We start from the raw sequence: 16,167 nt of genomic DNA on the forward strand, positions 1-16,167 counted from the left end.
ACAAGCGGGCAATCCACCCAATCTTCATAGACTGAAGGTCTCTCTTTGGGCATCGTTTTACTCACACAGGCTTGCCGCGGCATTTGAGCCCTCGAAAGTGGGGGTGGAGCTGGGACTTGGGGCGGCGGTGGGAGTGGGGCTGTTCCGCTCCGTACCGGTCTCCGTACCGGTCTCCGTGGGGGACGGCGAGGGCGTCGAGACGGACACGGGTTCGTCCTCGCGCAGCCGCTCGAAGAGATTCTTCGCGTCGGGCTCGACGAGTTCGTCGCGATTCGGGTCCGCGCTGTACGGCTGGCGCGGCACCGTCATGAATTGCACCTTTTCAGTCGGTACGCTCTGCATGGAGCGCGCCAGTTCATAAAGGTCTGGCAGGGTGGCGAGACCCGGATCGGTGGTGATGGACTTCGTCGCCGCGTCCAGCACCGGATAGAGCCGGGTCGGATTGAGCAGCACGCCATTGCTCCGCACCTTCTTGAACAGCGCCCCGAGGAAACGTTGCTGCCGCTCCATGCGCTGGGTGTCGCTGCCGTCGCCGATGCCGTGGCGCGCCCGTACGAAGCCGAGCGCCTGCTCGCCGTCCAGGGTCTGCGTACCGGCCGGCAGGCGCAGCAGCGCCTGTACGTCGTCGACCGGCTCCTTGAGGCAGACCTCGACGCCGTCCACCGCGTCCACCACGTCCTTGAAACCTGTGAAGTCGATCACCATGTGGTGATCGACCCGTATGCCCGTCAGCTTCTCGACCGTACGTATGGTGCAGGCGGCGCCACCGAACTGGAACGCCCAGTTGAACTGCGCGAACTGGGCCGTGCTGCGGGTGCCGTCCGGCTTGCGGCAGCTCGGGATGTCCACCATCAGATCGCGGGGCAGGGACACGGCCGTGGCGCTCTGCCGGTCGGCGGCGAGATGCAGCAGGATCGTGGTGTCGGAGCGCTGTGAACCGCCGTCGTCCTGCCCGTACTTGCCGTTGCCCTCGCCTGAGCGGGTGTCCGAGCCGATGAGCAGGATGTTCTTGGCGTCGAGCACGATCGGGGTGGGGCGCTCCTTCTCGTACGTACGCAGCTCGGCGGCGGCGGTGGTGTCGGTCCTTATGTTGCCGTCGAGTTTCTTGTAGAACCACCAGCCCGCACCGGCGGCGGCGAGCACGACGACGGAGGTGCCGAGCGCGGTCCAACGCAGCCAGTGGTGGGTGCGGTTGGGGCGCGATGCGGTGGTCCCGGCATCGTTGTCGTCATCGGCGCCGTCGCCGGTACCGGCCGGTTCGGCCGGCGCTTTGCCAGCACTGTCGGTCACGTCTGCGTCCATCCTTCAAGGCGTCGGCGGCGCGCTGAGCCGCCGGTTGCAGGGGTAGACGGGCGAACATGGCGGTTGGTTGTGCTGCAAGTTCTGTGAGTTGCTGTGAATCGCAGGTATCTCCGGTCATATATGGCGCGGTGACGGTGCGTGTTACGGGGAGGTTCGAGGGTGATGACGGCGGTGTGTTGGCGGTGACGGGGCGTGGTGATGTCGGTGTGTGTTGTGACGGTGACGGTGTGTTTTCCGTCGGTGACGGCTGAGCGCTGATGACCGCTGTCCGCTGTCCGCTACCCGCTGTCCGGTGTACGGCTCGGCCGGCCGCTCAGAGCGCGCGGTGGGTCACCCGCTCGCTCTCGGCGCGCTTTTCGAGTCCGTCGGCCGGGAGCCGGTCGAGGTGGCGGCAGAGTACGGCGGAGGCGCCCGCCGCGAGCGGTGCGTACAGCCCGGCCGACAGTCCGTCCCAACTCCCGTACGAGAGGCCCGACATCAGCCGGGATCCCGCCGTGAGACCGCGCGCGTCGGCGTCCTCGCGCGCCCGCGCGACGAGTTGGGCCGAGGTCAGTTCCGTACCGTCCACGCTCAGCGCGGGCTCGTCCGGGTCCACCGGGGCGTACGGTACGAAACGGTCGCCCTGGCCCGGCACCTCGACCGCGTAGTCGATGAAGCCCTGCGGCGGCTGCGGGAACCGGCCGCCCAGCGGACGCAGCGCGAGTGCCACCCGCTCCCCGCCGCAGGCGCGTGCCGCGTCGAGTGTGTCCGGGCCGCTGACGACGAGATCGGCGCCGGCCGGGTCGCCGCCGATCTCGACGGTCACACCGACCGAGGAGCAGGCGAGCAGCCACACCGCGCTCTGCCAGTGCGCGGGCAGCAGCAGCGCGAGCCGGTCGCCCGGGGCGGCGGCGAGATCGCCCTGGAGGAGGTTCGCGGTCTTGGACACCCAATTGGCGAAGGTGGCGACGGACAATTCGACGCGCTCACCGGTGGCATCGTCGTAGAAGGTGATCAAGGGGCGGGCCGGATCCGTGGCGAGAGCGGATCGCAGCAGGTCGGCGGGGGTGCGGTCGCTGGCATTCATCCGGGAAAGGGTACGCGGCGGCGCGCGGCGGCCACCGCCGTACCGGTGACGCGGTCCACCGGTTGGACCGCCGCGCGCCCGGCTTTCCGGCCGCTCCCCGGCGGGCGGGTACGGCGGCCCGCCCCCAGGATCGGCACATGCGTGCCTACCTCGCCTCCCCGATCGCCCTGACGTACACCGTCACCCTGGCCCTTCCGCTGGCCCTGCCACTGTCCCTGCTGTCGGCGAACGCGGTCGCCGCGGACCGCGCGGCTGCGAGGGCCGCCACGTCGGCGGCGGTGGCGTTACGGCATGACGAGGGGCGGGAGGCCGATGCGGCGGCGTCGCGGACGGCGCTCTCGAATCCTGGGCGTGAATCCGGCGTTGAATCCGGCGCCGAATCCGGCTCCGGTTCCACGCAGTCGCTTCCGCTGGCGGCCTTCGGTTCCGCCGACCGGTTGCCGGCCACCGCCCCCGGCATGGGGCTGGCCCGCCAGGATGTCCAGCCGTTCTCCCTGCTCGGTGTCGTCTGGGACGACGCCGACGCGGAGCTTCAGGGCACCGTCGAGGTGCGTACCCGCGCGGCCGGCACACGCGCCTGGTCCGGCTGGCAGAGTCTGCGGACCCACAACCAGGAGCACGGCGCCGACCCCGGTACGGCGGAGCGCACCGCGGCCCGTGTGCACGGGGCCACCGCGCCGCTCTGGGTGGGGCGTTCGGACGGCGTCGAGGTGCGCGTACGGCAGACGGAACGGCCGGACACGGCAGGACCGTCCCACGAACCGCTGCCGCAGGGCCTGCGGCTGGACCTGGTCGACCCGGGCGACGAGCCCGTACGCCAGGGCCAGGCAGGACCCCCGGCCGAGGGCATCTCCGCCGCGTCCATCCCGACCGAGAGCATCCCCGCGTCCGTCTCCTTCGCGCCCACCTCCGCTGTGTCCGTCTCCGCCGCGTTCGCGAAGCCGTACGTCGGACCCCGCCCCCGGATCGTCACCCGCGGTGGCTGGGGCGCCGACGAGTCGCTGCGCGAGCGGCGGTTCGGCTACAGCGGCACGGTCACGGCGGCCTTCATCCACCACAGCGCGACCGGGAACAACTACACCTGCCGGGAGTCCGCGTCCGTTCTGCGCGGTATCTACCGCTACCACGTCAGAAGCGCCGGCTGGCGCGACTTCGGCTACAACTTCGCCGTCGACAAGTGCGGAACGATCTACGAAGGCCGCGCGGGCGGCGTCGAGAAGCCCGTCCTGGGCGCGCACACGCTCGGCTTCAACAGGAACACGGTCGGCATCGCGGTGCTCGGAACGTACAACGGCACCCAGCCTCCGGCGGCCGCCACGACCGCCGTCGCCAAACTCACCGCGTGGAAGCTGGGCCTCCACGGCATCAACCCACGCGGAAAGGTCACGCTGACGTCCGCGGGCAGCGGCAAGTACAAGAAGGGGACGAGGGTCGGCCTCCACGCCATCGCCGGGCACCGCGACGGAGTCAACACCGACTGCCCGGGAAGCCGGCTGCACGCGAAGCTCGGCACGGCGCGGAACAAGGCGGCGCAGTACCAGGGCCGTTGACCCGGCGGCGTGCCGAAACGCGGCAAACACTGGTCGGTTCCGTGTGCGGACGCCGGTATCCATGTACGTACGGATCCATGTACGCACGAACGCAAGCCGTACGGCGGCCCCAGCGGGAAGCGGAGACGACACGGTGACAGAAGCGATCCTCCTGGTCGGCGGCAAGGGCACCCGGCTGCGGCCGCTCACGGTGCGCACGCCCAAGCCGATGGTGCCCGCGGCGGGCGTGCCGTTCCTGACCCATCAGCTCGCCCGCGCGCGTGAGGCGGGCGTCGAGCACATAGTCCTCGCGACCTCCTACCTGGCCGAGGTGTTCGAACCGTACTTCGGCGACGGTTCGGCGCTCGGCCTGGAGCTGGAGTACGTGACCGAGCGCGAGCCGCTCGGTACGGGCGGGGCCATCCGGAACGTCGCCTCCCGGCTGCGCTCCGGGCCCGGCGACCCCGTACTGATCTTCAACGGCGACATCCTGACCGGCCTGGACATCCGCGCTCTGGTCGGCACCCATACGCGGTCGGGCGCCGACGTCTCCCTCCACCTCACCCGGGTCGAGGACCCGCGGGCGTACGGGCTGGTGCCGACGGACGCGAACGGGCGGGTGACGGCGTTCCTGGAGAAGCCGCAGACGCCGGAGGAGATCGTCACGGACCAGATCAACGCGGGCGCGTATGTCTTCCGGCGCTCGGTGATCGACGCGATTCCGGAGGGGCGGCCGGTGTCGGTGGAGCGCGAGACCTTCCCCGACCTGCTGGCCGCGGGCGCGCATCTCCAGGGCATGGTCGACTCCACGTACTGGCTGGACCTGGGCACCCCGCACGCCTTCGTCCGCGGCTCCGCCGATCTGGTTCTGGGGCGCGCGCCGTCCCCGGCGGTCCCGGGCCGCTGCGGCGAACACCTGATCCTTCCGACGGCCTCGGTGGCCCCGGACGCGAAACTTTCCGCGGGTACGGTGATCGGCCCCGGAGCCGTCATCGGCCCCGGCGCCCGCCTCACCGCCACCGCGGTCCTCCCGGACGCCGTCATCGAACCGGGCGCCCTGATCACCCACTCCCTCATCGGCACCAAGGCCCGCGTGGGCGCCCGCACGATCCTGGCGAACGCGGTGATCGGCGACGGCGCGACGATCGGCGCGGACAACGAACTGCGGGACGGCATCAGAATCTGGTGCGACCGCGTCCTCCCCCCGGCAACGATCAGATTCTCCCCGGACGAGTAGCCGCGCAGCGGAAAACCAGCCCGTCCGGACGGGCCAGAACAAGCCCGTCCGGCGATTGAGGACACAGCACAGCAGCCCGTCCGGCGATTGAGGACAAACCGGGGGCCCGGGGGCCCGCCCCCGGTTTCGGGAAGGGGCGGGTCAGGGGAAAACCCACCGGGTCGTACCCTCGGCGGAGACATTGACCCCGACCCCCAGGACCGGACCCCACCCGTGGCAGGCCGATTCGTACCCCGCCCCGCACACCCGCCCCCGCCCCCGCACCCCACCCCGCCCACACCAGCCCCACCCGCCCCGGTCGCACCACACCGCACCCGCCGCTGGGTACCCCCCACCCCCCACAACCTCGCCCTCGTCCTCGCCCCCCTCCGCCGCGGCCCCGCCGACCCCGCCTTCCGCGCCGTGCCGGACGGCTCGTACCTGCGGGCCGTCCGTACGCCCGCAGGCCCCGGCACCCTCCGGCTCAAGGCCGCCGACGGCGCCGTGGAGGCCGAGGCCTGGGGCCCCGGCGCCGGCTGGACGCTGGAGCAGCTCCCCGACCTGCTCGGCGCCGCGGACGACCCCGACGCCTTCACCCCCCGTCACCGCCTCCTCGCCGAGACCCTCCGCCACCGCCCAGGCCTGCGCCTCTGCCGTACCGGACTCGTACTGGAATCACTGATTCCGTCCGTCCTGGAGCAGAAGGTCACCACCGTCGAGGCGTACCGCGCCTGGCGCACGCTCGTACGGAAGTACGGCGAACCCGCCCCCGGCCCCGCCCTGCCCTCCGGCGAGCGGTTGTACGTGATGCCCGACGCCCGGACCTGGTCGCTGATCCCCTCCTGGGAGTGGCACAAGGCAGGCGTCGACGCCAAACGGTCCGCCACGATCCTGCGCGCCGTCCGCGTCGCCCGCCGTCTGGAGGAGGCCGCGGCCATGGACCCGGTCCAGGCCGCGGCCCGGCTGCAACTGATCCCCGGCATCGGCCCCTGGACCGCCGCGGAGGTCGTCCAGCGCTCGAACGGCGCCCCGGACGCCGTCACCGTCGGCGACCTCCACCTCCCCGGCATCATCGGTCACGCCCTCGCCGGCGACCGGTACGCCGACGACGCGGCGATGCTGGAACTCCTCGCCCCCTACGCGGGCCAGCGCCACCGCGCGACCCGGCTGATCCTGCTGTCGGGCCGCACCCCCGCCCGCCGGACCCCGCGCACCCCGATCAGGAACATCGCCCGTCTGTGAGCGGACAAGTCGCCCTGCCCGCAGGCCGGTTCAGCGCGGTACGGGCTCAGCGGACCTCGATGTACTGCCCCGCGTCCCGCTCCGCCCGCTCCTTCGGCGCCTCCGCCGCATGCCCCACCGCCACCGCGCCCATCGGGTCCCAGTGCGCCGGCAGCGACAGCACGTCCCGTACGACCTCGCGGCAGAACATGGTCGACGAAACCCAGGCGGAGCCCAGCCGTTCGCCCGCCAGCGCCACCAGGAAGTTCTGCACGCCCGCGCCCATGGAGACCGTGAACATCTCGCGCTCCGCGGTGTCGCGGCGCGCGTCTCCGTAGCTGTGCGAACCGTCCATCATCAGGCAAGGAACCACCAAGTACGGCGCCTTGCGCAGCACATCGCCGCGCCGGACGCGCTTGGCGACCGCCTCCTCCGACCTGCCGTCCGCGCGCAGATCGGCGATCCAGGCGTCGCGCATCGCGTCGAGGAGGCGCAGCCGTGACTCCGGCGACTCCAGCAGGACAAAGCGCCACGGCGTCGTGTGGTGCGGCGCCGGAGCCGTGATGGCCGCCGCGACGGCGCGGCGGACCGCGCCGGGGTCGACCGGTTCGCCGGTGAAGTCACGGACGGTACGGCGCTGGGTGACGGCTTCCCGTACCGCCTCGGACGTCCCGAGCCGGAACATGTCGTCCGCCGCGCCCCGCACCAACGCCCGCGCGCCGTCAGCACCATCCGTATCCGCGCCCGCGTCGCCCACGAGATGCGCCAGACCGCTCACCACCGCCACCGGCAGCCCCGCGGCCTTGCCCTTCACCAGGTCGCCCGCGGCGGCCAGTTCATCGGCGAGGGCGACCACCGTCGCGCTCAGCGGATTGCCGTACGCGTCCGTCCCGCCGCGCAGATCGTCCAGCACCCGCACCCCCGCGGCCCCGATCGCCACATCGGTCAGGCCATTGCGCCACGGCCGCCCGAAGGTGTCCGTGACGATCACACCGATGTCCACCCCGAGCGCGTCCCGCAGCCCGTCCCGCAGCGCCCGCGCCGAGGCATCGGAGTCCTCGGGCAGCAACAGCACTGTTCCGGCGGGGGTGTTGGAGGCGTCCACCCCGGCCGCCGCCATCACCAGACCCTGCCGGTTCTCGACGATACGCAGGGGCCCGCGCCGCGCCACGACCCGTACCGTCTCCGCGTCTATCGCCGCCTCGCGGTCCGCCGCCTCGACGATCCTGCCCTCGGCCTTGGAGACGATCTTCGAGGTCACCAGCAGGACATCCCCGTCGGCCAGCCCCGGCTCGGCGGCCGCGATCAGCTTCGCGAGATCGTCCCCGGGCCGCACCTCCGGCAGCCCGGCCAGGGCGCGCACACGGTACGAAGCGACGGCCCCCGGAGCATGGCCCGCGCCCGGGTCCGCCGACCTGCCGGAAGACCCGCCCGAAGCCGAAGCCGAAGCCGAAAACGCAGACGAGGGTGTCGTCATGCCCGTACCTCCTCGGCCAGCTTCAGCGCCTCGCGCGCCATCTCCGCCGCCGCGTCCACATCCGTCATCATCAGCGGCACCGCCCGGCTGCGGATGCCCGCGCTCTCGATCTCCGGCACCGCCCCCGCGTCCACCGTGTCCACGAGCCAGCCGTCGAGCAGCCCCGAGCCGTAGTGCAGCGCGACCGCCGCCGCCGTCGCCTCGACACCGATCGCGGCGAGCACCTTGTCGGCCATCCCGCGCACCGGCGCGTCCCCCACGATCGGCGACAGCCCGACGACCGGCACCCCCGCCTCGGCGATGGCCTCCCGGATCCCCGGAACGGCCAGGATCGTGCCGATGCTCACCACCGGGTTGGACGGCGGGAAGAGAATGACATCGGCGGCGGCGACGGCCTCCAGCACCCCCGGCGCCGGCTTGGCCTGGTCCGCGCCGACCGGCACGACCGCCTTCGCCTCGACGGAGGCCCGCATCCGCACCCAGTACTCCTGGAAGTGCACGGCCTTGCGCTCCCCGTCCACATCGACCGCGACATGCGTCTCGATACGGTCGTCCGACATCGGCAGCAGCCGCACCCCCGGCTGCCAGCGCGCACAGAGCGCCTCGGTGACGGCGCTCAGCGGATAGCCCGCGCCGAGCATCTGCGTGCGGACGATATGGGTGGCGAAGTCCCGGTCGCCGAGGCCGAACCACCCGGGTCCGACGCCGTACGCCGCCAGCTCCGCCTTGACCTGGAACGTCTCGTCCGTACGCCCCCAGCCCTGCTCTTCATTGATGCCACCGCCCAGGGTGTACATCACCGTGTCGAGGTCGGGGCAGACCTTCAGCCCGAACAGATGGATGTCGTCACCGGTGTTGCCGATCACTGTGACGTCCGCGTCAGGCGCGGCCTGCTTGAGGCCACGAAGGAAACGGGCGCCGCCGATACCGCCGGCCAGAACCACAATGCGCATAAAGACAGTCTCTCAGCCGCAGGCTGATCGTTGAGGGGCGGTGGTCGGGCGGCGGGCGGGCCTCTCAGGCGGGTACGACATCCTCCTGGGCCGCCGGGGAGCACAGAGCCGCGTGCATGGGCATCTCGGTCAGACCCGGGTAGTAGATGTGCAGACTCACGGCCGGTTCGATCGAGTCATTGACGACTTCATGCACATACCCGGGCGCGAAGACCCGCTGCGCCCCCGGAGCCAGTGAGCGGCTGCCGCTCCGCGAACGCTCCGTCAGTTCCCCCGCCAGTACGGTCAGTACGCCCGAGGACGGGCCGTGGTCGTGCGAACCGGTGCCCTGGCCGGGCACCCAGGACAGCAGCCACACCTCATATCCGGGTCCGGTGCGCAGCCGGTGGTACCAGCGGCTCGCGGCGTCGTACCGGACGAGCGGCGCCCACCCCGCCCGGTCGGCGGCGAGCGCCCGGGCGAGACCCGCGAACTCGGCAACGGTGGCGGGGTGCTGACGGGCCGGCTGGAGAAGATGCCGGACCTCAAGGAGGTCGCCGGCGATCTGGAGGTCGCTGTCGCTGTTCATGGGTGCGGTGGTTCCTCGGCAGAAACGACAAAGAAGCGCGATCGACTGTGCACAGCGTGTGTGCCGACAGTGGTCGCGGTGATCAGGATCAATCAAAGAGAGAAGAAGACCGGGGGGCGATCAGAACGATCGCGGCTTCCCCGTCAACAGCCGGAGCGGCGACAGCGACAGCGAGCCTGAACAGCGCTGCGGAATCCACGGACGTGGGTCGCGGTGTGCGCGGGGATCACTGGCATGGGTTCAAAGGTGGCGAACCCGGTTGCCAGTGTCAACTCGATGGCCGATTTGGCGGCAATGTTTCACCTCATCCGGTTACTCCGATGAGGGAAAGGTTTGTCCGCCCTCGCTCGCGGAGACATGGGGCAGCGACTGTGCTCGCAAACATCGTCATGCCCTTGTGATCAGACTGTGATCCGGATCGCTTCCGCGGCCGGAACGGCACCGGAGTCGTGGTCCGTGGCGTCTCTCGTGGTGAGAGGAGGTGGGTGTGGGCAGGCCAATGGCATGTGTCAGGTTTTTGGTGATTTGAACACTTTCCGCATAGCCTTGGTTCCGCAGAGTGAATACCGGGCCCAATAGCAGATCTCGGCTTGACCGGCCCAGAGCACGCACTTGTAATTTCACTCGTGTCGTTCGGCCGAAATCGACAACGGCCAGATCACGGGGACGCAAAGACAGACGAGGGGCGCACATGACCGAGCTGTTCCAGCAACTGCTGGTCGAGGACGCGGACGAGGAACTCGGCTGGCAGGAGCGCGCCTTGTGCGCCCAGACCGATCCCGAGTCCTTCTTCCCCGAGAAGGGCGGGTCCACCCGCGAGGCCAAGAAGGTCTGCCTTGCCTGTGAGGTCCGTTCCGAATGTCTTGAGTATGCCCTCGCCAACGACGAGAGATTCGGTATCTGGGGCGGACTGTCCGAACGTGAACGGCGGCGACTGAAGAAGGCCGCGATCTGACCGCTCGCGCCAACGCGCGACAGTTCCCCGCCCGTTTCCGGCCGCCGCCCGCACACCCCTGCCGGGCGCGCCCCGCCTCGTCACCACCGGCCCACCCCGTGCCGGCCGAGGCGCTGACTGAGGCGCTGACTGAGGTGTTGACCACGGCGTTGACCGAGGTGCTGACCGAGCCGCCCGTCGTCACCGCACCCGAGCGCCGTTCACCCCGCCCCGGCACGCTCCTGCCGGCGCCATTCCCCGCCAAAGCGCCCATTCACCACCATCACCACCAGCCCCAAACGTCACAACCTCGTACCTGTCGAACGGTCCGCCGCCCGCGCCTTCCCCCGCGGGCGGCGGACCGTCCTGTTGCCAGCCGTTAGTGTGGGGCCCCGTCCCAGACGCTCCACGCCCCTTCGGGGCGACCCCTCGGCCGGAGGGCCCGTTACCTCAATGTCCCCCACCACCGCCGCGTTCGTTCCCGCCACCGCCCCGGAGTTCCCGAGGCACGTCGTGACCGCCGTGCTCGTCTCGCACGACGGCGCGCGCTGGCTGCCCGACGCCCTCGCCGGGCTGCTGGGCCAGGAACGCCCCGTACAGAACGTCATGGCAGCCGACACCGGCAGCGCCGACGACTCCGCCCGGCTGCTCACCGAGGCCCTCGGCGCCGACCGCGTCCTGCATCTCGCGCGCCGCTCCGGATTCGGTACGGCCGTCGACGAGGCGGTCCGTACCGCCGGGGTGCTCACGCCCGACGATCTGCCGTATCTCAAGCGGCCCAGCGGCTGGGACCCGGTCACCAGGAGCTGGCGCGACGACACGTACGACATGCCGGAGCTGCCCCACGGCGAGCCCGTGCAGTGGCTCTGGCTCCTGCACGACGACTGCGCGCCCGAGCCGGACGCCCTCGCCGAGCTGCTGCGTGTCGCCGACTCCGACGAGTACGCCGCCGTCATCGGCCCCAAGCTGCGCGGCTGGTACGACAGGAAGCAACTCCTCGAAGTCGGCGTGTCCATCGCCAACAGCGGCCGCCGCTGGACCGGGCTCGACCGGCGCGAACAGGACCAGGGCCAGCACGACCAGGTCCGTACCGTCCTCTCCGTCTCCAGCGCCGGCATGCTCATCCGCCGCGATGTGTGGGAGGAGCTGGGCGGCTTCGACCGGCGGCTGCCGCTCATGCGCGACGACGTCGACCTGTGCTGGCGCGCGCACTCCGCGGGCCACCGCGTCCTCGTCGCCCCCGACGCCGTCCTGCGGCACGCGGAGGCCGCCGCCCGCGAGCGCCGAACGGTCGACTGCGCGGGCCGCTCCGTCGTCAACCCGCACCGGGTCGACAAGGCCGGCGCCGTCTACACCATGCTCGTCAACGCGCGGGGCGCCGTCCTCCCCTACGTGCTGCTCCGTCTGGTCGTCGGCACCCTGCTGCGCACCCTCGCCTACCTGGTGGGCAAGGCGCCGGGGCAGGCCGTCGACGAGGTCATGGGTCTCTTCGGCACGCTGCTGAGGCCCGGCAGGATCATCGGCGGCAGGCGCCACCGCGGCAAGGGCGTCGTCGAGCCCGCCGAGCTGCGCCCGCTCTTCCCGCCGCCCGGCGCGACCGTACGGGCCACCGTCGAGCAGATCGCCGCGAGCCTCGGCACCGGCAGCGAGGCCGACGCGGGCGGCTCACGGCACGGCGCCGTCGAGTCGGGACCCGGCGGGGACGACGCCGACTTCCTGGAGATCGAGCAGTTCGCCCGGCTGAAGAAGCTCGCGCACAAGCCCGGGCCCGTCCTCTTCGCGATCCTTCTTGTCGTCTCGCTCGTCGCCTGCCGCGGACTGCTCGGCGGCGGCGCGCTGGCGGGCGGCGCGCTGCTGCCCGCGCCGGGGGACGTCTCGGACCTCTGGTCGCGGTACGCGGACGGCTGGCACGCCGTCGGCACGGGCAACACCGAGACCGCGCCGCCCTATCTCGCCGTACTCGCCGCGCTGTCCGCGCTCTTCCTCGGCTCCACCGGCTTCGCGCTGACCCTGCTGCTCGTCTGCTCGGTGCCGCTCGCCGGACTGACCGCCTACTTCGCCTCGCGCCCGCTCGTCGAGTCGCGGCTGCTGCGCGCGTGGGCGAGCGTCGCGTACGCCTTCCTGCCCGCCGCGACCGGCGCACTGACGACCGGGCGGCTCGGTACGGCCGTCCTCGCCATCCTGCTGCCGCTGATCGCGCGGGCCGCGGTCGCCGCGTACGGCATGCGCGCCGGAGCGTACGCCGAGGGCGTGCGCGGAAGCTGGCGCGCCACCTGGGCGTACGCCTTCCTGCTGACCTTCGCGATGGCCTTCACCCCGGTCGTCTGGCCGCTGGCGCTGCTGCTCGGCCTCGGGGTGCTGGTGCTGCGCCGCGACGACATCGCCGCGTACGGCGCGCGCGTCCTGGCCGGGCTCGGCACGCCCGTGCTGATGCTCGCGCCCTGGTCGCTGTCGGTGCTGACGAGTCCGTCCGCGTTCTTCCGCGAGGCGGGCCTGGAGTTCGGTACGGGCGCGGCCTCCGCGTTCGATCTGCTCGGGATGAGCCCCGGCGGCCCCAAGGCCGCGGGCGGTGTCCTACTGATCGGGATCGTGCTGGCCGCGCTGGCCGCCCTGCTGCGCGGCGAGCGGAGCTTCGCCATCCGTACCGCCTGGGCCGTCGCGCTCCTCGGGCTGGTCTTCGCGGTGATCTCCAACAACTCCGGCTGGGCCGGACCCGCCACCCTGGTCTACGGCATCGCGCTGATCGCGGCCGCCGTGCTCGGCGCGGACGGCGCCCGCGAGCGGGTCGCCGCCGAGAACTTCGGCTGGCGGCAGCCCGTCGCCGTACTGATCGCCGCCGCCGCGGTCCTCGCCCCGCTGATCGGGGCCTTCGGCTGGATGATCAGCGGCGCCGCAGGACCGCTGGAGCGCCGCGACCCGGTGCAGGTCCCGGCGTTCGTCGCGGAGGAGAGCATCACCCGCGACCAGCCGCGCACCCTGGTCCTCGGCGGCACCTCGCCCGCGGAGGTCTCGTACGCCCTGGTCCGTGGCTCGGGCGGCCGCCTCGGCGACGCCGAGCTGGCCGAGTCGGGCGGCAGCGACCCACGGCTCGACAAGATCGTCGCGAATCTGGTCGCGGGCTCCGGCGCGGACCAGACCGACCAGCTCAGCGGGTTCGCGATCCGCTATGTACTGGTGCGGGACGGGGCGCCGCGGCAGATGAGCCGCGTGCTCGACGCCACCCCGGGCCTGACCCGGCTGAGCCAGCTCGACGGCAGCGCGCTGTGGCGCGTGGACCGGCAGATCTCCCGGGCCGTGATCGTCGACGGCAAGGGCGCGGGCGAACCGCTGGCCGTGGCCGCCGGGCCGGTCGAGGCGCACACGGAGATCCCGGCGGGCGCCGCGGGCCGCGTGCTGCGGATCGCGGACCGGGCCGCCGAGGGCTGGCAGGCCACGCTCGACGGCGAGGTCCTGCCCAAGAAGACCGTCGACGGCTGGGCGCAGGGATTCGAATTGCCCGCCGAGGGCGGCCGGCTGGACCTCACCTACGAGGACCCGATCACCCACACCGCGTGGATCTGGGCGCAGGGCGCGCTCGCCGTCGTCCTGCTGGTCCTCGCGCTGCCGGGGCGCCGCCGGGAGATCGACGACGACCTGCCCGAGGAGGAGGCGGAGATTCCGGCGGAGGCGCTGGTGGGCGAGGGCCGCAGGGCCCGGAGGCTACGGGCGGCGGCGGAGGCCGCGGATGCCGTGGACACCGGGGATCCCGAGGAGACTGGCGCCGCGTCTGAGAACGGTGAGGCTCCTGAGGCCGGTGAGCCTGTGGAGACCGGGACCCGGGAGTACGGCGGGGAGTACGGGACCGGTCAGCAGGCGGCCGTTCCGCCCATGCCCGACGCGGCTCCGGCGGCCGACCCGTACGGCTCGGTGCCTCAGCAGCAGACGTACGACTGGGAAGCCAACGCCACCGCGGGCGCGGGTGTCGGCTACACGCAGGACCCGTACCAGAACGGCCAGCAGAACGGCCAGCACGGCCAGTACGCCGACGGCGGTCAGTACACCGACGGCCAGTACCAGCAGCCGTACCAGCAGTACCCCACGGGCCAGTACCAGGACGGCCAGTATCAGCAGGGCCAGTACCCGGCCGGTACGTACGAGCAGGGCCAGTACCCCGACGGCTCGTACCAGCAGGGCCAGTACCAGGACGGCCAGGCGCAGATCCCCGGCCAGTACGACCCGTCCCAGTACGACCCCTACGGCTACGGCCAGCAGCAGCCCTACGCCGACGGCCACGAGAACGACCGGCGTCCGCGCCCCGACGGGAGCAGCAACCAGTGAACCGTACGACCCTCTCCCTCATCGCGGCCGCCACCGCCCTCGCCGCCGTCACCGGATTCGCCTCGCTCACCGCGCCGGACTCCACGGACACGGCGGTCGCGCAGGTCCCGGCACTGCTGCCCGTGGAGCGCACCACCCAGCTCTGCCCGGCTCCGAGCGTGTCCGACGTCGCCGAGACGACGTACACCTCCTTCACCCCCGCGGGTACGGCAGGCACCTCCGGCGGTGACGCGGCCGGCTCCGCCGAGCTGCGGGAGTCCGTGGTCACCCTGGCCGACGCGGCGGACGCCACGGCCAAGAAGGACGACAAGAAGAAGGACCCGGCGAAGGCTCCCGCGCAGGACAAGGCCTTCATCGCGCTGAAGGAGCCCGGCAAGCCCGTCTCCGGTGAGGCGAGCGGCGCCGACGCCCCCGCCCTCGTCGGCAGCGCCACCGGCCGCTTCGCCCCCGGCTGGACCACGCAGCAGACCACCGTCGTCGGTGTCGGCGGCGCGCGCGGGCTGCTCGGGACGGCCTGCGCGGCACCGGACACCGACTTCTGGTTCCCCGGCGCGAGCACCGAGGCGGCACGCCAGGACTATGTCCACCTCACCAACCCCGACGACACCGCCGCCGTCGCCGACATCGAGGTGTACGGGAAGGACGGCGTCCTCAAGTCGGATGTCGGCGAGGGCATTCCGGTGCCAGGGAAGTCGAGCGTGCCGGTGCTTCTCTCCACGCTGACCAGCGAGGCGGCGCCCGATGTGACCGTGCATGTCACCACCCGTACCGGCCGGGTCGGTGCCGTGCTGCGGGTCGCCGACGAGAAGGCGGGCAGCGACTGGCTGGCGGCCTCGGGCGATCCGGCGGGCCGTGTGGTGCTGCCCGGTATCCCGGCCGACGCGACGGATGTACGACTCGTGGCCTTCGCGCCCGGCGAGGACGACGCCGATCTGAAGGTGCAACTGGCGGGCGCCGACGGCACGATCGTCCCCGCCGGAAACGAGACCCTGCACGTCAAGTCCCGGATGACCGCGTCCGTCGACCTCGCCGACGTCACCAAGGGCGAGGCCGGATCGCTGGTCCTCAGCCCGGCCCAGAGCGGGCGCGCGACCCCGGTGGTGGCTGCGCTGCGTGTGGTCCGCGGCAAGGGTTCGTCGCAGGAGATCGCCTTCATCCCGGCGACCGCGCCGATCGCCTCGCGCGCGACCGTGGCCGACAACCGCGCCAAGGGCACGACACTCTCGCTGACCGCGCCGGGCGCGACCGCGAAGGTCAAGGTCACGGCCTCGGCGGGGACCGGCGGCGGCGAGCAGGCCGAGAAGACGTACACCGTCAAGGGCGGTACGACCCTGGCCTTCACCCCGCCGGTGCCGGCCGGGCTGAAGGGCTCGTACGCGCTGACGGTCGAGCCGGAGCCGGGCGGCGGCCCGGTCCACGCGGCGCGCACGCTCGCGCTGCCGGAGGACGGCGTGCCGATGTTCACGGTGCAGACGCTGCCGGACGACCGGGGGACGGTATCCGTACCGAAGGCACGAGAGGATCTGTCGATCCTGGGCGACTGAGACGGCGAGGGGCCCGGGGCGGCGGGCCGGCGGTTGCGGG

The 16,167-nt window shown here is 72.1% G+C and carries 11 protein-coding genes; 6 read left to right on the plus strand and 5 right to left on the minus strand.

The window, feature by feature from the left end; translation table 11 throughout:
• Positions 1–57: 57 nt before the first annotated feature.
• Together ACFU9P_RS25325 and ACFU9P_RS25330 are read right to left on the minus strand one after the other, a co-directional pair.
• Entirely contained in the window at positions 58–1,302 is a 1,245-nt protein-coding gene (locus tag ACFU9P_RS25325; protein ID WP_384084717.1) for an LCP family protein, read from the minus strand.
• A gap of 313 nt (positions 1,303–1,615) precedes the next feature.
• The gene (locus ACFU9P_RS25330; protein ID WP_384084720.1) at positions 1,616–2,368 is read right to left on the minus strand and encodes a TIGR03089 family protein; all 753 of its coding nucleotides are present in this window, start codon (positions 2,366–2,368) and stop codon (positions 1,616–1,618) included.
• A gap of 137 nt (positions 2,369–2,505) precedes the next feature.
• Between ACFU9P_RS25330 and ACFU9P_RS25335 the strand changes: the two genes are divergently transcribed.
• The 3 genes from ACFU9P_RS25335 (at position 2,506) to ACFU9P_RS25345 (ending at position 6,355) form a co-directional block, all read left to right on the plus strand.
• Complete coding sequence (locus ACFU9P_RS25335; RefSeq protein WP_384084723.1) at positions 2,506–3,918, plus strand: peptidoglycan recognition protein; 1,413 nt, start codon at positions 2,506–2,508, stop codon at positions 3,916–3,918.
• Between the two features lie 133 nt (positions 3,919–4,051).
• On the plus strand, positions 4,052–5,134 hold the full coding sequence (locus tag ACFU9P_RS25340) for a sugar phosphate nucleotidyltransferase (RefSeq protein WP_384084726.1): 1,083 nt from the start codon (positions 4,052–4,054) through the stop codon (positions 5,132–5,134).
• 213 nt (positions 5,135–5,347) lie between these two features.
• Complete coding sequence (locus ACFU9P_RS25345; protein ID WP_384084728.1) at positions 5,348–6,355, plus strand: DNA-3-methyladenine glycosylase family protein; 1,008 nt, start codon at positions 5,348–5,350, stop codon at positions 6,353–6,355.
• 46 nt (positions 6,356–6,401) lie between these two features.
• Here the strand turns inward: ACFU9P_RS25345 and ACFU9P_RS25350 are convergent, their stop codons facing one another.
• From ACFU9P_RS25350 to ACFU9P_RS25360, 3 genes are all read right to left on the minus strand, one after another.
• Positions 6,402–7,811 (minus strand): coenzyme F420-0:L-glutamate ligase, encoded by a 1,410-nt coding sequence (locus ACFU9P_RS25350; RefSeq protein ID WP_384084731.1) that lies wholly within the window; start codon positions 7,809–7,811, stop codon positions 6,402–6,404.
• Positions 7,808–8,764 (minus strand): 2-phospho-L-lactate transferase, encoded by a 957-nt coding sequence (cofD, locus tag ACFU9P_RS25355; protein ID WP_376375813.1) that lies wholly within the window; start codon positions 8,762–8,764, stop codon positions 7,808–7,810. The genes ACFU9P_RS25350 and cofD overlap by 4 nt, the downstream gene beginning before the upstream one ends.
• Positions 8,765–8,828: 64 nt before the next feature.
• Positions 8,829–9,332, minus strand: a complete 504-nt coding sequence (locus tag ACFU9P_RS25360) for a cysteine dioxygenase (protein ID WP_384084734.1) — start codon at positions 9,330–9,332, stop codon at positions 8,829–8,831.
• A 691-nt stretch (positions 9,333–10,023) separates the two neighbouring features.
• On the opposite strand from ACFU9P_RS25360, the gene ACFU9P_RS25365 reads away from it, so the two are divergent.
• The 3 genes from ACFU9P_RS25365 (at position 10,024) to ACFU9P_RS25375 (ending at position 16,127) form a co-directional block, all read left to right on the plus strand.
• A complete protein-coding gene (locus tag ACFU9P_RS25365) occupies positions 10,024–10,287 on the plus strand; it encodes a WhiB family transcriptional regulator (protein WP_014046372.1) in 264 nt (87 codons plus the stop codon).
• A gap of 432 nt (positions 10,288–10,719) precedes the next feature.
• Positions 10,720–14,583, plus strand: coding sequence for a glycosyltransferase (locus tag ACFU9P_RS25370; protein ID WP_384084737.1), 3,864 nt, complete (start codon positions 10,720–10,722; stop codon positions 14,581–14,583).
• On the plus strand, positions 14,580–16,127 hold the full coding sequence (locus ACFU9P_RS25375; RefSeq protein WP_384084740.1) for a DUF5719 family protein: 1,548 nt from the start codon (positions 14,580–14,582) through the stop codon (positions 16,125–16,127). The genes ACFU9P_RS25370 and ACFU9P_RS25375 overlap by 4 nt, the downstream gene beginning before the upstream one ends.
• Positions 16,128–16,167 lie beyond the last annotated feature (40 nt).

The sequence above is a fragment of the Streptomyces sp. NPDC057617 genome (genome assembly GCF_042800555.1).
In the GTDB taxonomy this organism is placed as follows: Bacteria; Actinomycetota; Actinomycetes; order Streptomycetales; family Streptomycetaceae; genus Streptomyces.